Genomic DNA, 22,080 nt, shown 5'->3' with positions numbered 1-22,080 from the left:
GGCGGAATGCGGAAAGGTTTTGTGTATTGCACAAGCAAGCCAGCAGTAATTGGATCGAGCGGGGAGGGGAGTTCGGGGCCTGGCAGGCAGCCGGGCAATCAGTCGAGGCGGGAGGCGGCAGGCGGGCTGTCGAGTGCGAAGCTAACAACGGAGAGAAAATGGGTCAAGCGTAACCAGCGAGGTCAGTAGGACAGGTAGCGGAGCGGGTGCTTCTTGATGTCCGCCATGAGCAGTGCGAGCTCCGCGCTCACTCGCGCGATTTCCCGTGTGAGCGTGCTGTCAGTCCGCGCACGCCCGAGCGGGCTCGCGGGGTTGCTTACCAGCGCTTTCAGAGTGTCGATGCTCGAACGTATTTCTCCAACGGTCCGGAAAAGAGTAGAGTCGCGGCGAAACCGGCCAACATTGCCGTCACCGGATTGAATCAGCATCATGATGCTGTCCGTTTGTGCGCGAATCCGCGCCACCCGCGCGCCAGCGTCACCTCGCATCACCAGGCCGGCACTTCCGCTTCCCCGCGTCACCTTGGTCATGAGCCCCGACGCTATCTCGCCTGCGTTTGCGATCTGCGGCATCCCGGTCGCCCTGAATGCACCAATTGCGCTTCGCGGCGATTTTGCCTGCGCTAGAATCTTGTTGCCAGTGTCGGTTAGCTCGCCGAGCTGCAGAATCAGCTGATCGACTTGCACGCCAACGTTGCCGAGTGCCTTCTTTTCGTGTGAAAACAGAGTGTCGCCGCTGGTGATGGCGGGCGACTGCGACGTTGCCGACGCGATATACACTACCGGGCTGCCGATCAGATTCCCGCCCGGACGGATGTCCACATAAGCACCCCGGCGGATAAAATTGAGCCGGTCCGCAAGTATTTCTGTTTCAATGGCGAGCCGCGCAGTCGTGTCGGTCGATGTCGAGCGAAACTCGATATTTTTGACGAGCCCGACCCTCTGCCCGGCCAGCCAGACCTCGGTGCCCTGCAGCACTCCAACCGCGTTGTCCGTAACCACGTAAAGTGTCGCCGTATCCCCGTGCAGAGCTCCGACCCTCGCAAAAATGAGAATCGACAGAACAACCGCGGCGACTGCCGCAGCCGCAATGATGCCGGTTCGCAATTCGCTCCATCGGATTTCGCGGGCCATGCCGAAAGGTAGAGGCGTGAACTTCATTGAAGCAATGCCGGACGGATGCTCGAGTCATAATATTGGTTGCCGGAGGTAGTCAATGAAACTTTGTTATTCGGCGATCGGGATCGCATTGGTGTGTCTGGCGCCCGCAGGGTCCGCCGGGCAGAACGCGCCTGCTGTAGATCCGGTCATCAGCCGGATTCAGGCGGAAGGGATGGAGCGTTCGCAGGTTTACCGACTTGCACAGACGCTCTCCGATTCAATTGGCCCGCGGCTGACCGGCGCCCCGTCTCTCAAGGCTGGAAACGACTGGCTCGTGAGCCAATACCGAACGTGGGGAATCCCGGCACGTCTTGAACAATTCGGCACGTGGAAGACCTGGCGGAGGGGGCTGTCGCACATCGACCTGATCGCGCCCCGGGTACGTTCGCTCGAAGGGACGATGCTTGCCTACAGCCCCGGTTCGGCTCAGCCCCTGCAGGGCGAAGTGACGATTCTTGGCGACGCGGCGGACAGCATCGCGTTCCAGCGATGGCTGCCGGCCGTCAAGGGAAAGATCGTCCTGATGTCGGCGCCGTCTGCGTCCTGCCGGCCGGACATGGATCTTCAGCAATATTCGCTGCCGGCAACGCTCGCTGCCATCCGCGCCGAACGGAGCGCGGCGACGGCTGGCTGGACAGCTCGGATAGAGCGAACCGGCTACAACTCCCGCACACTTCCGGCTCAGCTCGAGAGCGCCGGTGCGATCGGAGTTCTGACGAGCACATGGAGCGGTGGCTGGGGGGTCAACCGGATCTTTCGCGCCCGCACCGAGCGGGCGCCGATGTTCGACGTAGGCTGCGAAGACTATGGCCTGTTGTACCGTCTGGCCGAACGGTCGCAGAAGCCCGTCGTGCGACTCTCGGCCGAGGCGTCCTGGCAGGGAGTGGCTCCGATGTTCAATGCGATCGCCGAGATCAGGGGGTCGGAAAAACCGAACGAGTACGTGATGCTGTCAGCGCACTTCGACAGCTGGGACGGTGCGTCAGGATCGACCGATAATGCGACGGGAACTGTCACGATGATGGAGGCAATGCGAATCCTGCGCACGGTTTATCCGAAGCCGAAGCGCACGATTCTGGTTGGCCACTGGAGTGGAGAAGAATTTGGTTTGCTGGGATCGCGCGCATTCGCGGCGGATCATCCGAAGATCGTCAGCGGTATGCAGGCGCTGTTCAACCAGGACAATGGTACAGGGCGGGTGATCAATATATCCACGCAGGGTCTCATGAATGCGGGAGCACACTTTACCCGATGGTTCTCGATGATGCCGCCGGAGGTGTCTGCAGGAATCACACTTCAGACTCCGGGAAGACCCGGAACCGGAGGCACCGATCACGCAGCGTTCATATGCTACGGAGCGCCCGCTTTCGGTCTCTCGTCGCTCGACTGGAACTATGGTGCATACACATGGCACACCAATCGCGACACGTTCGACAAGATCGTTATCGACGAAGTGAAGAACAACGCGGTGCTGACGGCAATGCTGGTATATCTCGCCTCCGAAGATTCGCAGCGGGTGGGGCGAGAGCGGGCAATTCTTACTGATCCCCGCACTGGCGCTGTGACACCATGGCCGGAGTGCCCGAAAGCCGCTCGCAGCTGGGAAGAGAATACGAGGTAAACATGATCCGGATATATGGGATCCCATGCATCATCCAGCGGTTTTTTTACGGGCGCTGATTCGTCAGGTCATTCCGGTAGACGACACCATCCTTCATCACAAACCTGACTCTCCGCACGGCTGAAACATCCGCAAGAGGATCACCTTCCACCGCAACCAGATCGGCGCGCATGCCTGCCGCCACGCGTCCGATCAGTGACTGCAGGCCAAGGATTCCGGCGGTTCCCGACGTGGCGGAGATGAGAACGTCACGCTGCGGCATCCCGTATTCGACCATCAATTCGAGCTCGAGCGCGTTGTCGCCATGCGCGAATACACCGGCGTCGCTGCCGGTGCAGATTTTCACCCCTGCGGCTCTCGCCGCCGCGAACGCGCGCCGCTTGCGCTCGATTGCGTCCGTGGCGCGTTCCTGCCCCTTTTTCCAGCCACGGTATCGCTGTATCGATTCGGTTGCAGCCAGTGTGGGGCAGTAGGCTACCCCCGCGCGGGCCATGGCTCGGAACACCTTCGGCGTTCCTTCATCCCCGTGCTCGATTGTCGCCGCGCCAGCGTCGACCGCTCGCTGCATACCCTCGGCGGTGGAAGCATGGACCACGAGCCGGCGGCCTGAGGCGTGCGCCGTGGTTGCGGCAAGTCTGAGCTCGTCCACCGAAAACGTCGGACGGGCGCCGGCGTCCGGACCCCATCTGTAGTCACCGTACAGCTTTATCCAGTCCGCGCCGCGTCCGATTTGATCCCTGACTACGCGTTGGAGTTCTGGACCATCCGCCTCTTCCGCGCCCTGCTTCGGCTCGAAAGCATATGCCGTACGAGCTGGTGCGTACGAGCCGGTGGCAACGATTGCCCGGCCTGAGATGAGCAGTCGCGGCCCCGGGATTATCCCGGCTGCTATTGCCTGACGGATTCCGGTGTCTGCATCGTCTGCGCCTTCGGTACCAAGGTCCCTGATGGTCGTGAAGCCGGCGAGGAGAGTATTGCGCGCGTGGACCGTGGCACGCGCGGTGCGCAGGGCCAGCGATTCCTTCAGAACCTGGTCCACCCACGGCGTTTCGTCGTAAGGGTGCAGGAACAAATGCGTGTGGGCATCGATCAGCCCCGGCATCAGTGTCATCCCGGGTAATGCGAGCCGCGTAGCCCCCGCCGGAATGCGGCGCGGATCGGAGGGGCCGCTATAGATGATGTCGTTCCCGGTGACGACAACTATCCAACCGGGATGTACCGCGGCCGAAGTTCCGTCGAACACGCGTGCGGGCACGAGGACGGTCGACGGCTGAGCCCCCTGCGCCCGGATCGCGCAAAGCGGCATACATGCCGCCAGCAGCAGGGCCCGGATATTCATATGCGCGCGGCGGGACTCGAACCCACGACCTTCGCCTCCGGAGGGCGACGCTCTATCCAACTGAGCTACGCACGCGTATCGCGCGGTTCCTGTTGGTACGGAGCCGGCTTGAGGATAGTAACCCACGCTCAGCGGAGGGTCAACGCGTGGCAGGCGTTGTGTGGCAGGCATTGCCATTCCACTGTGTGTCATGCCCCGCTTAACTTGCCAGCATGCCAATCAACTCGAGAAAAGTCACCGTCATTCCCGGCGATGGAATAGGACCTGAAGTCATTGCTGCTGCCCTTCGCGTGATCGAGGCGACCGGCGTCAAGGTGCAGGCCGATGTGCGCCACGCTGGCGCCGAGATGTTCCGCAAGGGGATAGTCTCCGGAGTTCCGCAGGACACCATCGAATCAATCGAAGAGACGAAGGTCGTTCTCAAGGGACCACTTGAAACTCCCATCGGCCACGGAAACAAGAGTGCCAACGTCACGCTGCGCACCCTGTTCGAAACTTTCGGAAATCTTCGTCCGGTCCGTGAATTACCGGGTGTGACGACGCCCTTCACGGGACGCAAGCTGGATATCGTCATCGTCCGTGAGAACGTCGAAGATCTATACACCGGCATCGAGTACATGCAGACCCCTGGAGTCGCCCAGGCCCTGAAGATCATCACCCGGCTGGGGTGCGAAAAGATCGTTGAGCTGGCATTCGAGTTTGCGATTGCCGCGGGACGGCAGAGAGTGCACTGCGCGACCAAGGCAAACATCATGAAGCTCACCGAGGGGATGATGCAGCACACCTTCGAGGAAATCGCGCCGCGTTATCCCCAGATCGAGGCAAAACACATCCTGATCGACAACTGTGCGCACCAACTTGCAATGCGCCCCGAGCAGTTCGACGTGATTGTCACGACCAACATGAACGGCGACATCCTGAGCGACCTCACATCGGGGCTCACCGGTGGCCTCGGTTTCGCTCCTTCGGCAAACATCGGCAGCGAGGTGGCGATATTCGAGGCAGTGCACGGGTCTGCACCCGACATCGCCGGCAGGAACGTTGCAAACCCCACTGCGATCGTTCTCTCTGCCGCAATGATGCTTCGGCACATCGGTGAAGGGACGGCAGCGAATGACATCGAGCAGGCTGTGCTGGTGACACTCGAAAGCGGAATGCGAAGCGGTGACATGAGTGGCACGGCGCCGCCTTCGTCAACGACCGATTTTGCGAACGCAATCATTTCCAACCTGGGTCGTGAGTCGACGACTTCGGCTGCGCGCGATTTTCACGCGGTACGGATATCGCCCATGCGAGACGAAGTTTCCGTCATGCCTGTCACTACTCGGCGCGTGACCGGCGTCGACATTTTTATTGAGAGTGAGCTGCAGCCAGCCGAGCTTGGAGGTTCGCTGGGGAGGCTGGTGGAGGGCAAGACCTTGTCGCTTCACTCGATCGGCAATCGTGGCAACACTGTTTTTCCGGTGACTGATCAGACAGTGAGCCTCGTCGACCAGTATCGTTGCCGGTTCCTCGCCAGAAATCGGACTGGCGACATCAGCGATGCCGAGATTCTCTCGCTTCTCACCCGTATTGGCAACGTCCACCGGTGGATGCACATCGAGAAGCTGCAGCAGTTCGACGGAGAAGACGCGTTCAGCAGATCCGGCAAATAGTTCTGCCTGCGACACGCTCGCTCCAGCTCCGGTTAATGCATGACCCAGTGATTGACGGAATGACTGCATTCTGTCGTGCGCGCGACGTATCGTAAAAATAACATGACCAGGACCATTCGTTTCATCCTGCTCGCACTTCCCGCTGTCCTTGCGACGTCATCGCCCGTGAACGGCCAGACTGCGTTGCCGATTAAACATTCCGGCAAGCCGACCGTCGCCGCCATCACTCCCGCGGACGCGATGACTCGGCTCTATATCCTCGCGGACGATTCGATGATGGGCCGCCGGTCTGGCACAGAAGGCGGTCTGAGAGCCACCGCCTACATCGAGCGCGAAATGCGCCGTCTGGGTCTCGTCCCCGCAGGCGACAATGGGACGTATTTCCAGGCCGTACCATTGTTCACCCGTTCGTTCGACGCCGCGTCGCAGCTGACCGTGGGCAATACCGCGGTTGTTGGCGCTGCGGATTATTTCCCGCTGCATCCTGGCGGTACTGCGCGTTCCGTCAATGGAGCGCAGGTCGTGTTTGCCGGGAGCACCACCGACATCTCGACACTGATCTCCCGTGCTCAGGGTGCCGGCAAGGTGGTGCTGGTAAGCGGACCGCCGGCAGGGCTATCAACCAGATATCCCGAGGCCGCGGCATTCATGGTCGTGGTGCCGGATCCCGCATTGCCTCAACTGAGGCGAGCGGTAATGAATACGCCGACGCTCATGAGGAGTGACGCCGATACCGTCACCAGACAGTTGACCATCGCATTGCCTGCCGCCTCGGTGACAAGATTTCTAGGCGTGCCGCTTGCGAACGCGCGGCCAGGCACCGTCGGTGGCACGCTGAGGGGCGAGATAAAATTCCGGAGCGTACAGGCGCCGTCGCGTAACGTCGTGGCGATTCTGCCGGGTAGCGATGCCAGGCTTCGTGGCCAGTACGTCGCGATAGGCGCGCACAGCGACCACGTCGGCCTCCGGTACGGCGGCCCACTCAACCATGATTCGGTTCGCGCGTACAACAAAATCGCGGAGCAGATCTATGTTGCCAGGAAAAAGGAACTGCCTGATTTTCCGGGGGATGGTCTGACGCCGCGAGAGCGAGCGTCAATAGTTGTCAATGTGGACAGCCTGAAGCGCATCCGGCCAGTACGTCTGGACTCGATCAACAATGGCGCCGACGATGATGGCTCGGGCTCGATTGCGGTAATCGAGATCGCCGAAAAGTTTGCCGCCGCGCGTGTGAGACCAAGGCGTTCGTTGCTGTTTGTATGGCACACAGGCGAAGAGCTCGGGCTCTTCGGGGCTGGATATTTCACAACCCATCCAACTGTTCCTCGCGATTCGATCGTAGCTCAACTCAACGTCGACATGATTGGCCGGGGCGAAGCTTCGGATCTTCCGGGCGGCAATCCGGGCTATCTGCAGCTCATTGGATCGCGGCGGTTGTCGACCGAACTGGGTGACATGGTAGAAAGTGTCAACAAATCCGGCCGTCATGGTTTCACGTTCGACTATACGTTCGATGCCGACGGACATCCGGAGAACTATTACTGTCGCAGCGACCATTATGAGTATGCGCGCTACGGCATCCCGATCGTCTTCATGAGTACTGGCGGGCATATCGACTATCATCAGCTCACCGATGAGCCGCAATACATCAGCTACCCTCACCTCACTCGTGTGACAAAGCTGATGGCTGACTTAGCCGCGAGTGTTGCGAACCTGGATCACCGGGTTGTTGTGGACAAGGCAAAGCCGGATCCGAAAGGGGACTGTCAGCAGTGAAGGGGCTGCAGGACAACAAAAAACGGCGACCGGGTTTCCCGGCCGCCGTTTTTTGTCGAGAGCTTGTTACGCCAGAAACGGCGTGACGATCGCGGTGACTTGCGCTTTCGTCAGAGGCTCGTCGAACGCCTCTGTCACTGCACCGATACCACCGTTACCGGTGCCAAGCGCCGTAATGTCAAGGCCAGCCTGCATGGCGAGATCTTCGCCATTGTAGATACCCTGTGTGAACGCAGGCAGATCGCCGCGGCTATTGCCGGTGATCCAGCCCTTTTGCCCGCGCATGCGGCGAACCTGTGAAGCGTGTCGCGCCTCGACGGAATGAATGGTCAGAGCAGCGGTGAGAATCGCCTTGTCGCCCATCAGACGCGGCGCCTGCCCCTTATACGCACGCACACCCGTATCCTCGAAAGCCTGAGCCAGCGCCATGAAGGGTGGATACTGCGCAGTGCCCGTGAAGTTGAAGCCCGGCAGGGCACCCTTCGCGGTAAAGTCGAAATTCGGCTTCGCTCCTGGTGTGGCTCCGCGGCCCCTGATCAGCCCCTGAAGAGCGGTGATATGGACGTTCTCGTGATCCCTGATCTGGGTAAAAACCACGAGATCGGCTGCGGGGATAAGGCCCGCCCCAGCTACACCGCGGGTGTAAAACTCGCCCTCGAGGTACTCGAGCAGAAGTGCGAACTGAAGTACATCGAGCACGTCGGCCGGAGTCTGCCCGTAGACATCCCTGGCAAGGGCGCCAAGCGCAATCGGCACCGAACCCAGTGCCAGAGCGGCCATCACCTTGCTGCTGGCGAATGCGCCCTTTGCAATAGCGTCACGACGTGAGACGATGGGCTCCATCATCTCCGGGTCGAGACCCTGCATGAGAGTTGTGTTCTCCATGATTACGATATCTCCTTAACCGTTGTTGTTGGGACCCTGGACGAACGCCGGGATCGTACCGGCAAACGCCAGCTTGTTGACGATGAAGCCCTGCGCGGCGCCTGCCACTTTCTGCGGTGAGAAAGCATCATCGAACGGGGTCAGGGAGAAGGCAGTGGTCTTTGGCGCAATGAGGTCAGCGATTGCTGCAGCGTGGCGCGCCTCGACGGAGACAATCTTTCCCGCAACTGTGAGATTAGCGGCATTCGTGAGGTATTGCGCGGCGCCGTTGTAGGCTGCGACGCCCAAGTCCTCGAACGTCTTTGCGGTTCCAAGGATCGAAGCGCGGCTGCTGAAGTTGACGTTCGGATAGACCGGCGTAAGCGTGAAACCATTTGCTGTGCCGAGTATAGTCCGCAGTGCTTCACGGTGAATGACTTCGTGATTCCGGATGTCGGTGAAAATCATCTGCTCGGCTGCGCTCAGCCCCGAGGCACCAAAGCCGTTGGCGACTCGCACGTAAAAATCTGCTTCGAGCTGCTCCAGCGCATATGCGAACTGGAGAACAGCGATGTCGCCTTTCGCGAAATCGATAGTGACGGTCGACCCTGTGCCGGGGCCGCCGATAACGCCGGGGCCACCACCTGGCCCACCCGGCTGAACTGGCACTCCGCCGTCATCGCAACTGGCGAGCATGCTCGGCAGAAGCACCATCGTGCCTCCGACGCCCATCAGCTTCAGAAAATTGCGCCGCGATCTGGGATCCCAGAGTTGCGCGGTCGTTTCTAGCACCAGCGTCTTGTCTGCGTCAGGCATTTGCCCCATCTCCATTGATCTGGTCTGTGCTTGCTGGCTGCGCCCGGATCAGGAACGAACGCCCGCCAAGGAACCGGGGCTGCGGATGCTTCGCTGCTTGCCCGGTAGATTCTGGAACGCTGGTTATACGCGCCGTCTGCGGAAGCGGATCTCAGATGGTTGCTTCGGCGAAAATCGGCCCGTGATTTCACCCGCGATCGCGTGTCGCAGTTATCCTGGGGTGCGGCCGCCGTCGTCCTGACTGGCGATGTCCAGAACACTGTTCAGCAACTCCATGAGTTGTTGCTGATTCAGCCGAATCTGTTCCAGATGATGGGCCTGTTCGAGTGACAGAGGTCCATGAATTTCTCGTTCCAGCAACTCGATGTAGCCGAAGATTGCCTGCATCGGCGTCCGCAATTCGTGGCCCAGAGCGGCAACCAGATCCGCTTTACCGCGCTTCGCCCGTACTTCACGCAGGCGTGCGTCCGTGATCCGTTTGCGCAGCCGGCAATTGCGCGCTTTCATCGCCACCAGCTCGGCGTTCTGTTCCCTCAGTACGTCTTCGAGCTGCGCATGAGCGGCCGTCGGGAGTTCTGACGACCGGGATGTCGCACGTCTTTGCGTCTGTTTCGGTTCAGCTTTGTCGCGGCCAATGTGCATTGGCCCTCCGGTTGACCGGGAGAATTGCAACAACGGCGCCAGCGAATCCCTGCCGGCGGGTACAGCCATCCAGCGCGTAACCGTACATATATGGGACCCCATACGATTGCGGAGGGTTGCATATGGTCAGGAAATTGTCGTGTCGCGTCTCTGTCTCCCGGCGGTCCGATGGCTTGAATGTTGCGACTCGCACCCAGGGCGGAAGACGGTTCCGCATCGCTGCGTTATCAATGCGCCCGAATCGGGCGGGGGGGATGCATGGCGGACGACATGGGAAACAAAGGCGGGGATCAGAAGGGCGGTTCCTCCAAGGGCGGAATGGGCGGCTCGGACAGTGGCTCCGGCGGCATGGGCGGATCGGGAGGCTCAGGAAAGTCGGGAGGCGGTTCGGGCGGACTGGGCGGCTCGGATAGTGGCTCCGGCGGCATGGGCGGATCGGGCGGCTCAGGAAAGTCGGGAGGCGGTTCGGGCGGAATGGGCGGCTCGGATAGCGGCGGCTCCGGCGGAGGTTCCGGTAGCTCTGGAGGAGGCTCGGGTTCGGGCGGAGGATCCGGCGGGTCCGGTAGCGGCAAGTCGGGTGGATCGGGTGGTTCCGGAGGTGATTCCGGGTCGAGCGGCGGTTCTAACGGAGGTTCAGGATCCGGTGGCGGCTCAGGCTCTGGTGGTGGCTCTGGCTCGAGCGGCGGCTCCGGTGGAGGGTCAGGCGGCGGTTCGGGCGGAGGGTCAGGCGGCAGCTCCGGCGGTTCAGGCGGCAGCTCCGGCGGATCGGGCTCGGGCGGGTCGCACTAGAAAAAGCGACGCAATCCGACCGCAGAAAACAGGGGCGCACTGATTTCAGTGCGCCCCTGTTGACTACAAGCGGATCGCGCCGCCCACAACGATCAACTGCGGCGAACTGACTTCGGGCGGTCAGTCATGACCTTCGCACCCGGCCCGACCGCCGACTCTGATCGCTGAGGATCTCCTTCAGGACGCCAAGGGTGTTCGCCAATTGCTTCAACTCGGAGCGGGAAAGATTTTTCAATCCCTCCTCCAGCTTCGACTGGCCGGCATGAGGTTTTCGCTTCAACAGGGCGCGCCCGGACGGAGTCAGCGAGATGCACACCTTTCGCGCGTCACCGCGATCGACCACACGCGTGACAAGGCGCCGTTCGACGAGCCGGCTCACAACCATTGACGCCGAGCTTTGATGCGTAAATGTACGCGCCGCCAATTCGTTGATTGACAACGCCGGGCCGCCAGCGAGTTCCTCGAGCACGTACATCTGCGCTCCGCTGATTCCAGGCGTCTGCTCCGCTCCTCGCCCCGAACTGCGAAGACTTTGAAACACCGAGCGAATCGAATCGATCACCGTGGCCATATCGGCTTGCACGTGTCGGCCGCCTGAAGATCCGCTGGATGATGTTTGCGAGGCCATGTAGATGGGGAAGGGTTACCGCTAAGATATGCCATTCGGACAAAACGCGGAACCGTGACTTTCCTGCCATCATTATTTAATTCCTGACCGCGGCATCCTGCGTACAAAGGAGCTGCGCTGTGCAAAATGCGTCAGCGATAACAACCCGCCGAAGCGACGATGCGTATCGCCTGGCTATAACGCCCCACGTAGTGTCAAACCAGCATACACAGAGCGTCCTGGCGCTGGCTCGAAATACTTCGCCCGCGCAGCATTGACAGCCACAGACGGAGCGTAACGGCGGTCGAAAATGTTCTGCACCCCTGCGGTCACCGACAGTGACGGATCGCCGAATAGCGCCCGGGTTCCCGCGCGGACGTGGGCAACCTCGTAACCAGGCCCGCGGTCGCTATTCCCATCATCAAGAAAAACGGAACCCGCGGCTTCACCTTCCACAACCGCAAATGCGCGCCTCGATGACAGCGTAACCGCACCCTGGACCCGGTGACGCGGCGTTCCCGGGATGTCATTGCCATCAAAGATTTTTGGACCGGCGACAAAGCGTTCGAACCGAAAACGCGAGTACGTGTAAGACGCCGTCATCCCAAAACTGCCAGCCTCCGCACCCAGGCCGGCTTCGGCGCCCGCGCGCCGCGTCTGACCGGCATTTCTGAAAAAACGGCGGCCATCACTGACCGGAATCTCGAATGGCACTAGCTCGTCGCGCACATGAGTGGTGTATCCTGCAAGATCGTATCGCAGCGACCGACCAAACTCGCCCTTGAGCCCCGCCTCCAGCGTTGTCGATCGCTGGGGCTCGAGATCGCGATTCAGGCCCGCACTTCCATCGGCCTGATTGCCAAGCTCGGTAGCGGTCGGAGTTTCGAAGGCAGACGAGATGTTGGCATATACTGAGTGGGTTTGGGCGAGGCGCGAGACGGCCCCGATGATCGGGGTGACAGCGGCCAGTACCCGGACGCCGGAATCGTCCGGGTTTCCGGCACTTGTCAACCGGTCACGCACTTCGAACCGGACGCGGTCAGCGCGCGCTCCAGCCGTGATGCGGAACCGCTCGCTCACTGCCATCTCATTGTTCACATACAACCCGGCGCTGGACACGAGCTCGCGCTGATCGAGCGTGATCCCACCGCGTTCCGATGCAGGATCGGGACATTCGGGTGTAGCCGCCGGAGCGCGGATGGTATCGGCGCAGTTCACGTAATTCCGTCTCAGGTCGTTTTGTCCCTGCAGGTCGAGCCCGGCCGTCAGCTGGTTCCTGCGCCCCAACGCCATGCTGGTCTGGCTTGCACGAACACTCGCCCCGCCACTGTGACGGCCAATCTCCACAACCGCAAAAGTCAGCGGATTGTCAAGACTCCGTGCCCCTCCGAATGCGGAAACGACGACTTTACCATTGCCGGCAGGGCGTGTTGCGCTAAGGCCTCCCTGCATCTGCTTGACTGCCTTCCGGGCGTTCCTTCTTACGGAGACCGGATCTGCGCCGTCGGGATCCAGTCGCATCTGTTCAGCGGTAAGGGCTCCGGGATTCTCGGCCAGAGGCATATCGAGACCCATCAGCGACAACACATAACTGCTACCTGCTGCTGCGACGCCCGCCCTCAGGAAGCCGTTCAGGGCGCGCTGGGCCGCGTGTGAGCGTGCACCCCGCGTTCGGTTCGATCCGAGGTCGGCCTGGTAGAAACCGCTGCCGGCGGACCCGGCGGCTGCCAGCACCGAGCGCTTGAATTGATTGCTGCCGGCCCAGTGCCGTGCTTCTGCCTCGAACGCCGACGCCGGGGGGGCTTCCGATTTGATATCGATCACACCACCGGATGCATTCCCGTAGAGCGCTGAAGCCGATCCGCGGATGACCTCGACGCGACCGACGGATTCAAGGCTCAGGTAGTCGAGGGGGGTCTGACCGTCGGGAAGCGTCAGCGGCATGCCATCCCGGAGTACACGGACCCCACGTATTCCAAACGCCGACCGCGCACCGAAGCCGCGGATGGCGAGTCTCGGATCCTGTGACGGATTGTTGCGGTTGTTCACCGAAAGTCCGGGCACCAGCGATAGCATCTCGTCGACGGCGACGTGACGCTGGCCGGGACGAGTGCTATCCGGAGTGACAACCGTCAGCGCGAATGGAGCCAGGAGCACGCTGGTGGCACCGGTTCGAGTAACTGTCACGACCACTGGTGTCAGCTTCCTCACCACGGAATCCTGGGAACGCGCCTCTCTCGCTACGGCGCCCGGGGCCAGCGCAAGCAACAGTGCGATCAGCCTCGCACCATTGAACCGGCCCGTCAACACTCATTCCCGCGTGTTCGAGCGGGGGTTACCCGGTGAACGGTCCGAATAATATGGGAGCCAATATAAATCGCGGCGCAGGCAGTCAGCACGAGAGCTTATCCGCGGGCCGCGTCAGGGAAGTTTCCGGGCGCCATCGCCGCGTGTGAACAGCAGGCTGGTCTTTCGCCCTCCGTAAGCCGCCTGGACGATGTTGATCTGATCCCGGTACATGTCGAACAGAACGTGACTGGTGATTGACAATCCTGACAGTCCTCGCGGTGCCGAACCTTTCAGGCACAACCACATCAGGTCTCCGTTACGCCTGCCACCGCATGAGGTGAGAGGAATCCGGCGTCCCGTGGCATCTGTGACTCTGAAGGCGGCCTGAGCATACGTCACGAACGGCGATTGCCCGTCAGGTGCTGTCCTGGGAGGCCGTCTTGACGCAAGCCACCGCACGTGTGCGAGCGACGCCGTCGTGTAATCGTCGACGAAAACCCGCAGAGATATGCGAACTGTGCGACTCGACGCCTCATGAACCACCTCGGCCAGGCTCGTATGGATTGGGTGTGCACTGACACGAGAGGGCAGAAAAACCGCGGAGATCGCAAGGGCCGCCTGCAGAAACAATGTCCCGATTCGGGCTTTGCGCAGAGTTGCTTCTACCATGGACGTCGTTCTACAGCCCACTCCACCGCAACCACCATCACCGCGCTGGAAACGAGCAGCACACGAAGTCTCAGGCCGGCCGCGGACGTCGCGGAACTGAGCAGCCTCGAAATCACCCAGTCCGCAGAGACAAAAATCATCGCGGCAATTGCGAGCACGACGATCTGCCCAAGCTCGATCCCGACGTTGAATCCGAATAGCGGTAAAGCAATCCGGTCAGAAAACAGGTCGCGCAGATAATTAGCGAAGCCGGCCCCATGCACGAGGCCAAACACTCCCGCAAACACTGGACGATAGCGACCATGCCAGAACGCGCTCTCCCGGTTGCGAACGACGATGTTCTCGATACATGTCGCGACGATCGTCACCGGAATGAGGAACTCGATAACGTCAGTCGGAAGCTTGATTGCGCCGGTCACGGCGAGAGCGAGCGTTAACGAGTGTCCAACGGTGAACGCCGTTATTACCCATAACGCGCTTCGCCAGTCGCGGGGCCTGTATATAGCGGCAAGCGCCAGCAGAAACAGGATATGATCCATCGCCGCCAGATCCGTGATGTGGCGAAACCCGAGCTCTACGAATGACAGAAACTCGGACATCAGCTTTTAAGCGAGTCGAGCATCGCTCTCACTGACTGGGGCCGCTTATCGAACCGCGGGTTGATTGCCAGCGCGCGTTCGAAGTGTAATCGCGCGCGCGCGTCATTCCCGAGTGCACGTTCGATTACGCCAGCGTGGTAGCTAAGCGTCGCGTCATCGGTGCCCAGGCGCAGTGCCTGCGCCATTGCTACCCTAGCTTCGATATTCCGGCCGGACTTGTGCAACGCCCACGCAAGGATGTCGTAACCGTAAATGTCGTGCCGCGCTAAGAGGTCGGTGCGGGCGACTGCCAGCACCTCGCGCACGCGGGCATTCCGGTCGAGCAGCATCAGACTCGACGCCCTGTCATGCGCGGCACCGCTTGCCGAAACTGTCGCTTCAAGTGCCTTGAAATACTGACTCGACATTGCGGTGTCCCCCGCAACGGCATAGGCGTTGCCAAGCGCTCCCAGCGTGAGAAGATCGGGTCGGATTGCAACCGCGCGCTCACCGAAAAGGATTGCCATTCGCGGATTTCCGTTTGCGGCTTCGAGTCGCGACATCGCTGAAAGCAGCCGATGATCACCGGGATTTCGCTCGAGCCCGGCCTCGAACGTTTTTCGGGCGCCGCGGAGTCGCCCATGTTGCATATCCAGGTCGCCAGCGCGCAAATAAAACCAGGCCGCCTGTTCGCGCGGAAGATCCGGGCGTCGTTCGACCTCGGCTAGCGCCTGACGCAGCAGATCCCGGGCTCCTCGCGAATTTCCCGTCAGCTCCATCCACCGCGAGAGGCGAGGTGCCACGGAGAGGTGCGTACGCACACCATTCACTGAGCTGAATGCGATCCGGGCTGCATCGTACTCGCCGCGTTCGAGTTTGATTTCGCCAAGCAGCGCCAGGTATTGAGGAATATCCGGTTCGCGACTGACCAGCTCGCTGATGACAGAGTCCGCAGCTGCGAACTCGTGACGCGCTACGAGCGCAGCGCCAAGCGTGACGAAGCTCGACCCGTTACGTGTCTTGCGCAGCGAAATAGACCTCCGTGCGTACTCCTCAGCACGGACGTAGCTTGATTGGTCGCCGGTTTCTCTCGCTTTCTGCAGATGGAGCGCGCCCAGCTGGCCAAGAGCAATAGCACTCAGGGAATCGGCCGCGAGGGCGCTGCTCCACGCCGCGATCTGCGCGTCCCGTTCGGCAGAACCGGCATTTTCGCTGCGCGCGTGGTCCACACGACCGGCGCTCATTGCCCATACACCCGCAATCGCGGCGGGCAGAACAAGAACGATCATGGCAACCCGGGCGCTGAGGCTCACCGCAATTCGGTCGCGAAAGGCGATTTGCCGCCCACAGTTACCTTGGCGCTCCGAGGTACGGGAATGTCGTCGAGAATGTTCTTACACTGGCCGGCACATTATCGGACGTGAGATTTGGAAGAACCGGCTGTGTGTTGTCCAGTACGTTTCCGAAGACTGCGCTCAATGCTATGTCGACAACGTCATCGTTGAGCCTTCGTCCACCGTAGCCCACACCTGGAGCGAGCGCCCACGTCAGCCAGCCGACCGTTGCCGGGTTGGTAGTGGCGCGGTTTGGAAAAACCATCAGCATGTCAGGTGACAGCACGGTACCGAGCGTTGTGATGATTCTTTCGCTGCGACCGAAAGACGCGACGAACGATCGGATGTGACCCGGAACGTCAGTGCCGCCTAACGACATCGATGTGCCATCGGACTCGGGCCCTTTGGTGTTATGCAGGCCGTGGTCGCGCTTGGGGAAAAAAACTTCTGACACCAGCGGATTTCCAAGCCTTTCGATCTGGGTATAAGTTCGATTCGTTCCCGGTCCCAGGATCTCATCACCCTCATCGTTGCAGGCGACTACGGCGAGAACCAGCGAGAGTGCGGCGATGCCAGCGACCAACCGCGACGGGGCCGCGCAACGGGCAGATTTGCGGAAATTCATGACTCTGTTACCGGCTGACTGTTGCCCACACACCGAACTTTGCGTCGGCGGCGGTAGAAGGGAGGAGTTGCGACTTTGGAAGCTCGATGACAATTGCGAGCGCATTGAACGGAGCCAGCAGATCGACGCCCGGGTTGCGGAAGCCGGTCGCGGTTTGCGTGAGCGGACTGGACAATCCCCCTGTCGAAGGGCGCCGGTCCGGCAGGATTTTGAAGAACTGCTCGAGGTCGATGAAGAACGGATCGCCGCGCAATCCCGCAAATACCTGCACTCCTGTCGCAGAGCCCAGTGACGCGTTGACAGCGCCTTCGATCGTTGTGCCGGTAGTGACGAGTGTAGCCATCGTACCAGTAGCTGCGGGGGCGACAGGACCGCGGACGAGCACTTGCTGGCTGCTGCCAGCCGCTCCGTCGAACGTTATCTGAAAGACGAGGTCTTCCTTTGCATCGCCCGTGTTATCCACCTTGATCTGATACAACAGATTCGGATCGAAGGACGCCGTCTGGCCGCCAATCGGGGAAGACGTCGTGACTGCGAGCACAATGCGGTCGGGACTGGACCCAGGGAACGCATAGACATCACTGATGTCCATGCGCGGGTTCAGCTCGACTTCAGGCGTATCCTGGTGGTCGGACGCGAGCAGTGCGCCGAGCCCCGCGACACTTGCCACAATTACGGCGGCGACCAGGAGTGCGCCAGTACGGTTGCCGCCGGGGAACTTGCTCTTCATGACTTCTCCACTTCAGATGGTATGGATTGAACGCCGGCGATCAAGTGAAGCCGATCGGCGTGCGGGCAGCCCGCGGCCGCAAACTTTTGCGCCGCGCCCAGCCAGTCAGACTGTTGGCGTGTCGCGGCCAGTGAGTAGGAATATGAGGAGGGGGGGCGCTATGTGGAATGGATGCCGCCGAATCATCGAATCCCGAGTTGCTTGTGGGTCTGCAGGCTCAATCGCCATTGAGGGTGCCGCATGCAGTAATCGACGGCAGCGCGAGTGTTCTCCGCCGCCAGTGGGCCATCCATCGGTTGAAGGAAATAGTGGCGAAACTTCAGATGCTCCAGGTCGGAGGGCATCGCCCCGGGTTGAGGAAAGACGAGCTTGAGCTCGTCCCCTGATGTCTGGACCAGCGACGCACCGGCTTTCGGACTGACGCAGATCCAGTCAACGCCGGCGGGCGCGAGTCTGGATCCATTGGTCTCGACCGCAACCTCGAATCCCGCGCCGTGAATTGAATCGATGAGTGCACCGTCTACCTGCAGCAGTGGCTCGCCGCCGGTGCACACGACGAAGCGTCGGCCGCTGGCATCATTGCCGCGCCAGGCCAGCACAATCCGCCCGGCAAGTGACTCGGCCGTCTGAAACCTGCCGCCATCGGGACCGACGCCGACAAAATCGGTATCGCAGAATTTGCAGACTGCGCGCTCTCTGTCTTCCTCCCGCCCGTTCCACAGGTTGCATCCCGAAAAACGGCAAAACACCGCTGCTCGCCCTGCATTGGCCCCTTCGCCCTGTAGCGTGTAGAAAATTTCCTTTACCGTGTACGCCATCAGCGGCCCCGGCCCGCTCGACCGGGGGAAGTTCGGGAAGTATGCTGGGCTGGATCCGCCGCCCCGGCCTCCTCGAACCCGCGTCTTCGCAGCTGGCACGCATCGCAATGTCCGCAGGCGTGCCCGAGGGGAGCCGGATCATAACAGCTCACCGTCATTCCGTAATCGACTCCGAGCTCGAGGCCGAGCCTGATGATGTCTGCTTTGGACATGTCCATCAGGGGTGTTCGAATCCGGAGGTCGCCTGCCCCCTCTACTCCGGCGCGCGTCGCAAGTCGCGCCATCGTCTGAAACGCGTCGATGAACTCGGGACGACAGTCTGGATAACCGCTGTAGTCAAGGGCGTTGACGCCGATAAAAATGTCGCGTGCTCCCAGAACTTCAGCCCACGCCAGAGCAACGGAGAGGAAAATCGTGTTGCGGGCGGGCACGTAGGTGATCGGGATGTCCTCGCTATCGTCAACCGCGCGATCCCTCGGCACTGCAATATCCGAAGTCAGCGCAGACCCACCGAAGATGCGGAGGTCGATTTCAGAGACGATGTGCTCGACTACCTCGAACCGCGCCGCGATCTTCTTCGATGCGTCGATTTCGGCGCTGTGCCGCTGGCCGTAGCGAAAGCTCAAGGCGTGAACCAGATATCCCTGGCTCGTCGCGAGCGCGAGCAATGTCGAGGAGTCGAGCCCGCCGCTCAACAGTAGAACAGCGTTATCACGATGCATTGCCGTAAGATAAGGTTCGAGAGACAAACCAGTAACTCAACTGATATTCCTCCGGAGACAATCTGATGCAGGACAAGAGACACGGTCGCGCACTGCGAATGCTGGCAGCATTGCTGCTCGTTGGCGGATGCGCTCAGCAGCAGGTTGTTACCACGGCTGGCTCGCCTCGCGCGGGTTCAACCCTCGCCGCGATCACTGTCGATGACTTGAAATCACGGCTGTATGCCTACGCGGATGATTCCATGATGGGCCGCGAAGCAGGCACGATCGGCAACGCGATGGCAACCACTTACATAGCCGCGGAAGCAGCGCGGATTGGCCTCGAGCCCGCGGGCGACGTCGGCACCTGGTTTCAGGATATTCAATCCAGCTCAGCCCGGTTCGCGGGTTCGATTGCCCCGGGTACCGCGCGAAATGTCATCGGTATCCGAGGCGCTGGCAAATGCGCCCGTCAAGCCAAGGCGATCAATCCTGTTTGTGTGGCATACCGCTGAAGAGAAAGGACTGCTGGGCGCCAGGTGGTTCACCGAACATCCAACCGTTCCGCGAGAATCGATTGTCGCTCAGCTCAACCTGGATATGGTCGGGAGGGGAAGCGCCTCGGACATCACCGGCGGCGGACCCGATTACCTGCAGCTCGTTGGCTCCCGACGCGTCTCGACGCAGCTGGGCGACATCGTCGAGCAGGTAAACGCTGCGCGGGCGCGCCCGTTCGTCTTCGACTATAACTACGACGCCAACGGACATCCCGAGAGGATTTATTGCCGGAGCGATCACTACATGTATGCGCGTTACGGAATCCCGGTAACGTTTTTCACGACCGGGCTTCATGCCGACTATCATCAGATAACCGATGAGCCGCAATACATCGACTACGACCACATGAGGCGTGTTGCCGATTTCGTGCGTGATGTGACGGTGCGAGTGGCAAATCTCGATCGGCCGCCGCGGGTGGACAAGCCAGCAGGCGCGCCGGATGCCCCATGCGTTCAGTGACTCAGGCGGCTGCGGTCCTCAGCTCTCCGACAAGTCCCCGAAGCTGACGGCTTCCAAGCAATAACTCGGTCGATGCGCTCGTCATCTGCCCGCACGCTGCACTCTGTTCCTCCGTCGACGCGCTGACCTGCATTGCCGCCGTCGCGTGACTCTCGGCGGTCTTGCCACAAGGCCGAGGTTGCGCGCTGCACCCTCGACCGCGTCCACGTTTTCCTCTGCCGCTGAAGACACTGTGGCCGCGGCAGTCCGCGTGCGCTCCGCTGCAGCGACAATCGTTGCGAGCTCACTGTCCATTTCCCGGCCCACGCGCTCTATCTCTGCTACGTATGACGCGCTGTTCTCCATTGCCCGCGACGTTGTCGCTACACGCGTTGTTAATTAAATCCCCCGTTGCCGGGCGGACATGTTCCACCCGTCAGAATGACGAGGATAGTCGGGGAGAGTCACGGCATCGACCCGCGGGACGAGCGTGTGCCGGATCAGTGGCACTCATTCTGCCCTCACCGTTGTTGACTCGTACAGCGGAAGGGGCAATGAAGGTGCTTGTCACCGGTGGGACCGGTGTTGTCGGAGAAGCGGTCGTGACCGAGCTCGTTCAGCGCGGCCATCATGTCCGCCTGTTGAGCCGTAATGCTGCCGACGATATCAACCAGTGGTCTGACAACGTGGAAGCCTGGCCGGCGAGCATTGCCGACCCCGGGAAAGTGCGCGGGAGCGCCGACGGATGCGATCTCGTACTGCACGTCGCGGGAATAGTGGCCGAATCGCCACCAGAATCCACTTTTGAAAGCGTCAACGTTGCGGGAACGCTCAACATGGTGCGGGAAGCCGAACGCGCTTCCTGCGGACGTTTCATCTACGTGTCGTCGCTTGGCGCGGGCAAGGGCGAGTCTGAATACCACACCTCGAAGCGCGACGCCGAGAAACACGTCAGGGCGTTCAGTGGTGGATGGATGGTACTGCGACCGGGGAATGTATATGGACCCGGTGACGAAGTGGTCTCGCTGCTGCTGAAGATGATGAGAATACTGCCCGCGATCCCGGTGATAAATGGGGGCGACGACCTCTTCCAGCCGGTGTGGGTTGGCGATCTCGCCACGGCCATAACGGCTGCTGCCGAGCGACCTGATCTGCATGGACAAACGCTCAACCTCGCGGGGAGCGAAACGACATCGACCAACGATCTCGTGCGTCGGTTCTCCGATATCACCGGCCGTGATCCAGTGCACGTGCCTATCCCCGGCTTTGTCGCCAGCGCGGGTAGTGCACTGGCCGAACTGGTTGGCCTTCCGCTGCCGGTGAACGCGAGTCAGATCACGATGTTGCGCGAAGGAAATGTCATTGATGATCCGGCCGATAACGCTCTGATCACTGTATTCGGCATTACCCCCATGACGCTCGGCGAGGGTCTGAAAAAGCTCGCCCATATTCAGCCGGAACAGCTACCTGAAGATGGTATCGGATCGTTGAAGCGGAAACGCATCTGGGCAGACATCAGCGGAAGCAGACTTTCGCCGGAGCAGCTCTTCGAGCGCTTTGCTCGCGATTTCAACGACGCGACACCCGGAATCGTCGATGCCGAGATCGAGCCCGGCACCCAGTGTGAATTACACCAGGGCGCCACGCTCACCATGTCTCTTCCGTTGCGAGGAAACGTTCAGGTGCGGGTTCAGGAAGCCACCGCGACGAAGGCGACACTGATCACTCTGTCGGGTCATCCGCTGGCCGGCTGCGTGCGGTTTCTTTCCGAGGCGCGGGGCGATGCGGTGCGGTTCGAAGCGCAGGTGTACGATCGGCCGGCGTCTCTGCCCTCCTGGTTTGCGATGACGGCCGTGGGCGGCGCGGTGCAGAAGCGCACATGGGAGGCGCTCGTAGAGCGGATGGTTACAGAGAGCGGCGGAGCGGCGCCACTTGGTGTTCAGAACGAGGAAGAGACACTCAATGAAGCTCAGGCAGACTTGATCGAGGACTGGCTGAAAGAGCTGGTGCGCGAGCGAAAACGGGCTGAGACTGTCGCTGCTACGTTGTAACCAACTGGGGCAAAGTCACC

At 60.9% G+C, this 22,080-nt stretch carries 21 protein-coding genes and 1 tRNA gene; 7 read left to right on the top strand and 15 right to left on the bottom strand.

The features are described 5' to 3' along the window. Positions 1 to 182: 182 nt before the first annotated feature. Entirely contained in the window at positions 183 to 1,160 is a 978-nt protein-coding gene (locus tag WKF55_06035) for an MlaD family protein (protein MEJ7759135.1), read from the bottom strand. A gap of 55 nt (positions 1,161 to 1,215) precedes the next feature. Here WKF55_06035 and WKF55_06030 point away from each other — a divergent pair, with 55 nt between their 5' ends. Then, positions 1,216 to 2,781: a M28 family peptidase gene (locus WKF55_06030; GenBank protein MEJ7759134.1), complete on the top strand. Its 1,566-nt coding sequence runs from the start codon at positions 1,216 to 1,218 to the stop codon at positions 2,779 to 2,781. Between the two features lie 46 nt (positions 2,782 to 2,827). Here WKF55_06030 and WKF55_06025 read toward each other — a convergent pair whose 3' ends face one another. Together WKF55_06025 and WKF55_06020 are read right to left on the bottom strand one after the other, a co-directional pair. Further along, entirely contained in the window at positions 2,828 to 4,120 is a 1,293-nt protein-coding gene (locus WKF55_06025; protein ID MEJ7759133.1) for an amidohydrolase family protein, read from the bottom strand. Between the two features lies 1 nt (position 4,121). Beyond that, positions 4,122 to 4,195 (bottom strand) — tRNA-Arg (locus tag WKF55_06020). A gap of 137 nt (positions 4,196 to 4,332) precedes the next feature. Here WKF55_06020 and WKF55_06015 point away from each other — a divergent pair. Both WKF55_06015 and WKF55_06010 read left to right on the top strand, forming a co-directional pair. Beyond that, positions 4,333 to 5,775: an NADP-dependent isocitrate dehydrogenase gene (locus tag WKF55_06015; GenBank protein MEJ7759132.1), complete on the top strand. Its 1,443-nt coding sequence runs from the start codon at positions 4,333 to 4,335 to the stop codon at positions 5,773 to 5,775. A 102-nt stretch (positions 5,776 to 5,877) separates the two neighbouring features. Continuing rightward, positions 5,878 to 7,551, top strand: coding sequence for a M28 family peptidase (locus WKF55_06010; protein MEJ7759131.1), 1,674 nt, complete (start codon positions 5,878 to 5,880; stop codon positions 7,549 to 7,551). 66 nt (positions 7,552 to 7,617) lie between these two features. Here WKF55_06010 and WKF55_06005 read toward each other — a convergent pair whose 3' ends face one another. The 3 genes from WKF55_06005 to WKF55_05995 form a co-directional block, all read right to left on the bottom strand. After that, positions 7,618 to 8,436, bottom strand: a complete 819-nt coding sequence (locus WKF55_06005; GenBank protein ID MEJ7759130.1) for a ferritin-like domain-containing protein — start codon at positions 8,434 to 8,436, stop codon at positions 7,618 to 7,620. A 15-nt stretch (positions 8,437 to 8,451) separates the two neighbouring features. Next, complete coding sequence (locus WKF55_06000) at positions 8,452 to 9,231, bottom strand: ferritin-like domain-containing protein (GenBank protein MEJ7759129.1); 780 nt, start codon at positions 9,229 to 9,231, stop codon at positions 8,452 to 8,454. 210 nt (positions 9,232 to 9,441) lie between these two features. Next, entirely contained in the window at positions 9,442 to 9,738 is a 297-nt protein-coding gene (locus tag WKF55_05995; GenBank protein MEJ7759128.1) for a histidine kinase dimerization/phospho-acceptor domain-containing protein, read from the bottom strand. A 393-nt stretch (positions 9,739 to 10,131) separates the two neighbouring features. On the opposite strand from WKF55_05995, the gene WKF55_05990 reads away from it, so the two are divergent. Then, entirely contained in the window at positions 10,132 to 10,662 is a 531-nt protein-coding gene (locus WKF55_05990; GenBank protein MEJ7759127.1) for a hypothetical protein, read from the top strand. A 124-nt stretch (positions 10,663 to 10,786) separates the two neighbouring features. On the opposite strand, the gene WKF55_05985 is transcribed toward WKF55_05990, so the two are convergent. The 9 genes from WKF55_05985 to queC all read right to left on the bottom strand — a co-directional run bounded on the left by WKF55_05985 (position 10,787) and on the right by queC (position 19,034). Continuing rightward, positions 10,787 to 11,245 (bottom strand): MarR family winged helix-turn-helix transcriptional regulator, encoded by a 459-nt coding sequence (locus WKF55_05985; protein ID MEJ7759126.1) that lies wholly within the window; start codon positions 11,243 to 11,245, stop codon positions 10,787 to 10,789. A 219-nt stretch (positions 11,246 to 11,464) separates the two neighbouring features. After that, the gene (locus WKF55_05980; protein ID MEJ7759125.1) at positions 11,465 to 13,576 is read right to left on the bottom strand and encodes a TonB-dependent receptor; all 2,112 of its coding nucleotides are present in this window, start codon (positions 13,574 to 13,576) and stop codon (positions 11,465 to 11,467) included. A gap of 114 nt (positions 13,577 to 13,690) precedes the next feature. Continuing rightward, positions 13,691 to 14,227 (bottom strand): DUF6702 family protein, encoded by a 537-nt coding sequence (locus WKF55_05975; protein ID MEJ7759124.1) that lies wholly within the window; start codon positions 14,225 to 14,227, stop codon positions 13,691 to 13,693. Continuing rightward, positions 14,221 to 14,826, bottom strand: coding sequence for a HupE/UreJ family protein (locus WKF55_05970; protein ID MEJ7759123.1), 606 nt, complete (start codon positions 14,824 to 14,826; stop codon positions 14,221 to 14,223). Before WKF55_05970 ends, WKF55_05975 begins: the two co-directional genes overlap by 7 nt. Then, positions 14,826 to 16,094 (bottom strand): tetratricopeptide repeat protein, encoded by a 1,269-nt coding sequence (locus WKF55_05965; GenBank protein ID MEJ7759122.1) that lies wholly within the window; start codon positions 16,092 to 16,094, stop codon positions 14,826 to 14,828. Before WKF55_05965 ends, WKF55_05970 begins: the two co-directional genes overlap by 1 nt. A 61-nt stretch (positions 16,095 to 16,155) precedes the next feature. After that, positions 16,156 to 16,764: a DUF4331 family protein gene (locus WKF55_05960; protein MEJ7759121.1), complete on the bottom strand. Its 609-nt coding sequence runs from the start codon at positions 16,762 to 16,764 to the stop codon at positions 16,156 to 16,158. Positions 16,765 to 16,771: 7 nt separating this feature from the next. Then, entirely contained in the window at positions 16,772 to 17,494 is a 723-nt protein-coding gene (locus tag WKF55_05955) for a DUF4331 family protein (protein ID MEJ7759120.1), read from the bottom strand. A gap of 182 nt (positions 17,495 to 17,676) precedes the next feature. After that, positions 17,677 to 18,312 (bottom strand): 7-carboxy-7-deazaguanine synthase, encoded by a 636-nt coding sequence (queE, locus tag WKF55_05950; GenBank protein MEJ7759119.1) that lies wholly within the window; start codon positions 18,310 to 18,312, stop codon positions 17,677 to 17,679. Further along, the gene (gene queC / locus WKF55_05945; protein MEJ7759118.1) at positions 18,312 to 19,034 is read right to left on the bottom strand and encodes a 7-cyano-7-deazaguanine synthase QueC; all 723 of its coding nucleotides are present in this window, start codon (positions 19,032 to 19,034) and stop codon (positions 18,312 to 18,314) included. The genes queE and queC overlap by 1 nt, the downstream gene beginning before the upstream one ends. Before the next feature lie 65 nt (positions 19,035 to 19,099). Here queC and WKF55_05940 point away from each other — a divergent pair, with 65 nt between their 5' ends. From WKF55_05940 to WKF55_05930, 3 genes are all read left to right on the top strand, one after another. Then, entirely contained in the window at positions 19,100 to 19,528 is a 429-nt protein-coding gene (locus WKF55_05940; protein MEJ7759117.1) for a hypothetical protein, read from the top strand. Continuing rightward, on the top strand, positions 19,449 to 20,030 hold the full coding sequence (locus tag WKF55_05935; GenBank protein ID MEJ7759116.1) for a M28 family peptidase: 582 nt from the start codon (positions 19,449 to 19,451) through the stop codon (positions 20,028 to 20,030). The genes WKF55_05940 and WKF55_05935 overlap by 80 nt, the downstream gene beginning before the upstream one ends. A gap of 533 nt (positions 20,031 to 20,563) precedes the next feature. Next, a complete protein-coding gene (locus WKF55_05930) occupies positions 20,564 to 22,060 on the top strand; it encodes an NAD-dependent epimerase/dehydratase family protein (protein MEJ7759115.1) in 1,497 nt (498 codons plus the stop codon). Positions 22,061 to 22,080: the final 20 nt, after the last annotated feature.

The sequence above is a fragment of the Gemmatimonadaceae bacterium genome (genome assembly GCA_037721215.1).
Lineage (GTDB): Bacteria > Gemmatimonadota > Gemmatimonadetes > Gemmatimonadales > Gemmatimonadaceae > UBA4720.
Note: the sequence above shows the minus strand (reverse complement) of the source record. Positions and strands in the feature narration are given on the sequence as shown.